This is a genomic window from Bacillus sp. LR--39 (assembly GCF_053613335.1).
Map to the genome: position 1 here is coordinate 1 of NZ_JBSIOT010000014.1, position 3,793 is coordinate 3,793.

The 3,793-nt window shown below is 48.8% G+C and carries 5 protein-coding genes and 1 pseudogene; 1 reads left to right on the plus strand and 5 read right to left on the minus strand.

Annotation, left to right across the window (positions count from 1 at the left end; all coding sequences use genetic code 11):
* A partial coding sequence (yvfG, locus tag ACWHAR_RS19480; RefSeq protein WP_452087577.1) for a protein YvfG occupies nt 1-119 on the plus strand: 119 nt, incomplete at its 5' end.
* 9 nt (nt 120-128) lie between these two features.
* Here yvfG and ACWHAR_RS19485 read toward each other — a convergent pair.
* The 5 genes and pseudogenes from ACWHAR_RS19485 to ACWHAR_RS19505 all read right to left on the minus strand — a co-directional run.
* On the minus strand, nt 129-1,097 hold the full coding sequence (locus tag ACWHAR_RS19485) for a polysaccharide pyruvyl transferase family protein (protein WP_452087575.1): 969 nt from the start codon (nt 1,095-1,097) through the stop codon (nt 129-131).
* Nucleotides 1,076-2,242 (minus strand): DegT/DnrJ/EryC1/StrS family aminotransferase, encoded by a 1,167-nt coding sequence (locus ACWHAR_RS19490; protein WP_144458780.1) that lies wholly within the window; start codon nt 2,240-2,242, stop codon nt 1,076-1,078. The genes ACWHAR_RS19485 and ACWHAR_RS19490 overlap by 22 nt, the downstream gene beginning before the upstream one ends.
* A gap of 4 nt (nt 2,243-2,246) precedes the next feature.
* On the minus strand, nt 2,247-2,897 hold the full coding sequence (locus ACWHAR_RS19495; protein WP_144458782.1) for an acetyltransferase: 651 nt from the start codon (nt 2,895-2,897) through the stop codon (nt 2,247-2,249).
* Entirely contained in the window at nt 2,894-3,502 is a 609-nt protein-coding gene (locus tag ACWHAR_RS19500; RefSeq protein ID WP_452087576.1) for a sugar transferase, read from the minus strand. Before ACWHAR_RS19500 ends, ACWHAR_RS19495 begins: the two co-directional genes overlap by 4 nt.
* Nucleotides 3,499-3,793, minus strand: a pseudogene (locus ACWHAR_RS19505) (MATE family efflux transporter); the annotation flags it as partial. The pseudogene ACWHAR_RS19505 and the gene ACWHAR_RS19500, both read right to left, overlap by 4 nt.

The window sequence follows — 3,793 nt, forward strand, 5'->3', positions numbered from 1 at the left end:
ACCGTTCCGTCGTCTCAACACTAGTGCAGGACCAGCTGACGAAAAACGCAGTTGTCCTGAAAAGGATTCAGCATTTAGATGAAGCATACAACAAAGTCAAACGTGGAGAATCAAAATAAACCTTCCGCTCACATGTGAGCAGGAAGGTTTTCCTTCTTTGAGGCGTTCTGGATGAGCCGGGTGCTCGGCACTCCTTCCATCCAGGTATGAAAGTAATTGGCGTTTTTCCCATAGGAATTATCAATGACCGTGTTTTCTTTTTGAAGAAGAGAAGACAGGATGTGGCCGTGCAGCCTTGATGTTTCCACCGATTCGTAACGGCTGAAAAACCGAATGGCTTTTTGGACGATATAATCCGAGTATTTTCCCCATATATACGCAATGGGCAAAGGGTTGCCTGCTTTTTTATTCAGGACGTTCAGCGTTTGCAGAAAAGCAATCGTCCGGCGGTCTGAAGCTGACAGCACCGTGCGCCAGTCGTAGCTTTCCGCTTCTGTGTGTTCCTGAAGCGCCTGGTTTGCTTCATGATCTGTTCGGATAAATCTCAGCTTTTGATTGGACGGCTGCTGCGTGGGAATGACGGGATACAGCTGATGAGCCATATCAGGCAGAAGCTGAATGTGATTTTTTGAAAAATAAGACTGTGCCGTAGCATAGGAGGCTTTTTCCCTTGTCATGATGTGAAGGTTTGCATGCTTAGAAAATATCTCTGCCGTCCGTTTGAGGTTGTCTTTGTTTTGAAAATAAATCGATTGCGGCAGGATCACAATTTTGTGGTTCGGGTAGGTTTGGACGATTTTCTCTCTAAAGCCTTGATAATACGGATACAGATCTCCGAAGTTTCCGCCTCCCTGGCAGACGATGATGAGATTAGGATCCAGCTTTCGCCCGACTGGAAAATTGTCGGGATTCCAGCGTTTTCTGACCCGAATCCCGTGTTCTTTAAAGAAGGCTTCTGTTCCTTTCATAATAAATAAATCCCCTACATTCCGATATAGAGGATAGTCCGCATATATAATCTCTGATTGTTTCGGAATGACGTCGAGCAGCCCGGACAGTTTCTGTTTCAGGCTGATCATCGAATGCTTGCTGTCCATTTCTTCACCTCGGCAGTTTGGAATAAGTGCAGTAGCACTTCAATGACCCGGTCTTGCTCATCTTCTGTCATATTGGACCCCGATGGGAGACAGATTCCTCGCTTGAACAAATCTTCGCATACGCTTCCTGTATCTTCATGAGAATAAAATAAAGCCGGATCAAATAGCTGCTGGGTATGGAGCGGCTTCCACAGCGGACGGGCTTCAATGTTTTCTTCAGCAAGACGTTGAACTACGTCATATGGGCTGAGCCCGTTATCAAGTGTGAGCGTGGTGAGCCAGCGATTGGATACGCCTGCTGCGTACTCCGGCATAAAGCGGACGCCGGCTATGTGACCGAGCGCATTTTTGTATCTCGTGAAAATGGTCCTTCTTTTCTCCACTCGCTCATCCAGCACCTCAAGCTGGGCAATGCCGACGCCGGCTAAGATATTGCTCAGCCTGTAATTATGACCAATTTCACTGTGCTGATAATGAACAGCCGGCTCTCGTGCCTGCGAAGCGAGAAATCTTGCTTTTTCAATTGCTGCTTCATCATTTGAAACAAGCATCCCTCCCCCTGATGTGGTAATGATTTTGTTCCCGTTAAATGAAAAAATGCCGAAGCGCCCGAAAGTTCCGCTTTGCTTCCCTTTATAGACTGTGCCGAGAGATTCGGCTGCGTCCTCAATGACAGGAACTCCGTATGCATCACACAGGCTTACGATTTCATCCATTTTCGCGCTCTGCCCATATAGATTGACGGCAATCACCGCTTTTGGCAGTGTTCCATTTCTTTTCGCTTCCTCCAATGCTCTTTCAAGGGCTGTCGGCGACATATTCCACGTATCAGGCTCAGAATCGATAAAGACGGGCACCGCTTTTTCATATAGAATCGGATTGGCGGTTGCTACAAATGTGAAGGACTGGCAAAACACGCTGTCACCTTCTTTTACCTCAAGTAAACGCAGCGCGAGATGAATCGCCGCCGTTCCTGAGCTGACCGCAGCTGCTGCTTTTACATCGACTCGTTCTGCCAGCTGTTCTTCAAATGAATTCACGAGCGGCCCAAGCGGCGCAATCCAGTTTGAGCGAAAGGCTTCTGAAATATAGTGCTGCTCCCTGCCGCTCATATGAGGGGGAGATAAGTAGATTTTTTTATGCATAGAATCATCCTTTGTTTGATGTTTGAATGGAAGAAATGATGCGTGCCGGAGCACCGGCCGCCGTTACCCTGTCCGGTATGGAACGGATCACCGCGGAGCCGGCTCCGACAATGCTCCAAGCCCCGATTGTGATCTGCGGTATGACGGATGCACCGGTTCCGACGTGAGCGCCTTCCTGAACGGAAACCGCTCCTGACAGCGTGGCACGCGGGGACAGATGAACGTAATCGCTGATTTGATTGTCGTGCTCTGCCACTGCACCCGTATTGATGATGCAGTGGGCGCCGATGCGCACATCCGCCTGAATGATCGCGCCCGCCATAATCACTGTCCCTTCCCCAATGACAGCCGACCTGCTGACGATGGCTGACGGGTGAATCAATGTAATAAAATCATCTTTCCCCAGTCCCAGTCGCTCCGCCAGCTGTTTTCTGACACTGTTATTCCCAACAGCAATCAGAAACAGCACATCAGGAATGAGCCTGCGCAGTTCAGTAACGGCTTCCGGCGGTCCTGTGTACCATTCTTTTCCGCCTTCGAACGTTTTGAATTTATCATCCAGCACCGCGGCTAAGCGCGTATCTGAGCGGGCGTTTATCAGCTCTCTGATCACCTTTCCGTGACCGCCGTCACCCACAATGGCCACGTTTTTCATGAGGACACATCTCCGCTTCCGGTAAACCGTTCCGCGGTCACATGATTGGTTTGCTGAATCCCTTCTGAAACAAGGACCTTTCGCACCGTCAAACATAAAATTTTCAAATCGAGAAAAAATGTCCAGTTGTCAACGTACCAAACATCTAATTCAAATTTCTTTTCCCAGGAAATCGCGTTTCTGCCATTGATTTGCGCCCAGCCTGTGATACCCGGCTTCACCTCATGGCGCCGTGCCTGTTTTTCTGTATAAAGAGGCAGATAGTCCATCAAAAGCGGCCGCGGCCCGACAAGGCTAAGATCGCCCTTCAGGACATTCAGGAGCTGCGGAAGCTCATCAATGCTTAGCTTTCTGATCAGCCTGCCCGTTTTCGTCAGCCGGACTTCATCGGGCAGCAGATTTCCCTCACTGTCCCGTTCATCCGTCATTGTCCGGAACTTGTATAGGGTGAACGGTTTGCCGTGCAGGCCTGGCCTTACTTGCTTAAAGAAGACAGGTGATCCTATTTTCAGCCTGACAACGGCGATGGTGAACAGAATGATCACACTCGTACAGCACAACAAAAAAATGGCGGCCGTCAGATCAAAAAGTCGTTTCAGGATCAAAGATTCACAGCTCCTTTCGTTTTTCGAAACCGTTTTAATACCAGCTGTCTTTCCTCTTTTGTACAAACGAGCATAAAAGCGAAAACAGCGTAGCAAAAGCTGACTGTCACTCCCGTCGCTATCAGTGACGGCCATCCGTCAACCTTCACAACGAACTGAATTGCCTTACAGACCGTCCAGGCAAACACAGCGGCTGATAGAGGCCCGATTATGCCTTTAAAGAACACGTGCTTTTTGTAGCCTGTAATGCGGGATACATAAAGCGGCGTAAAGATGGCATTTTTTAAAATA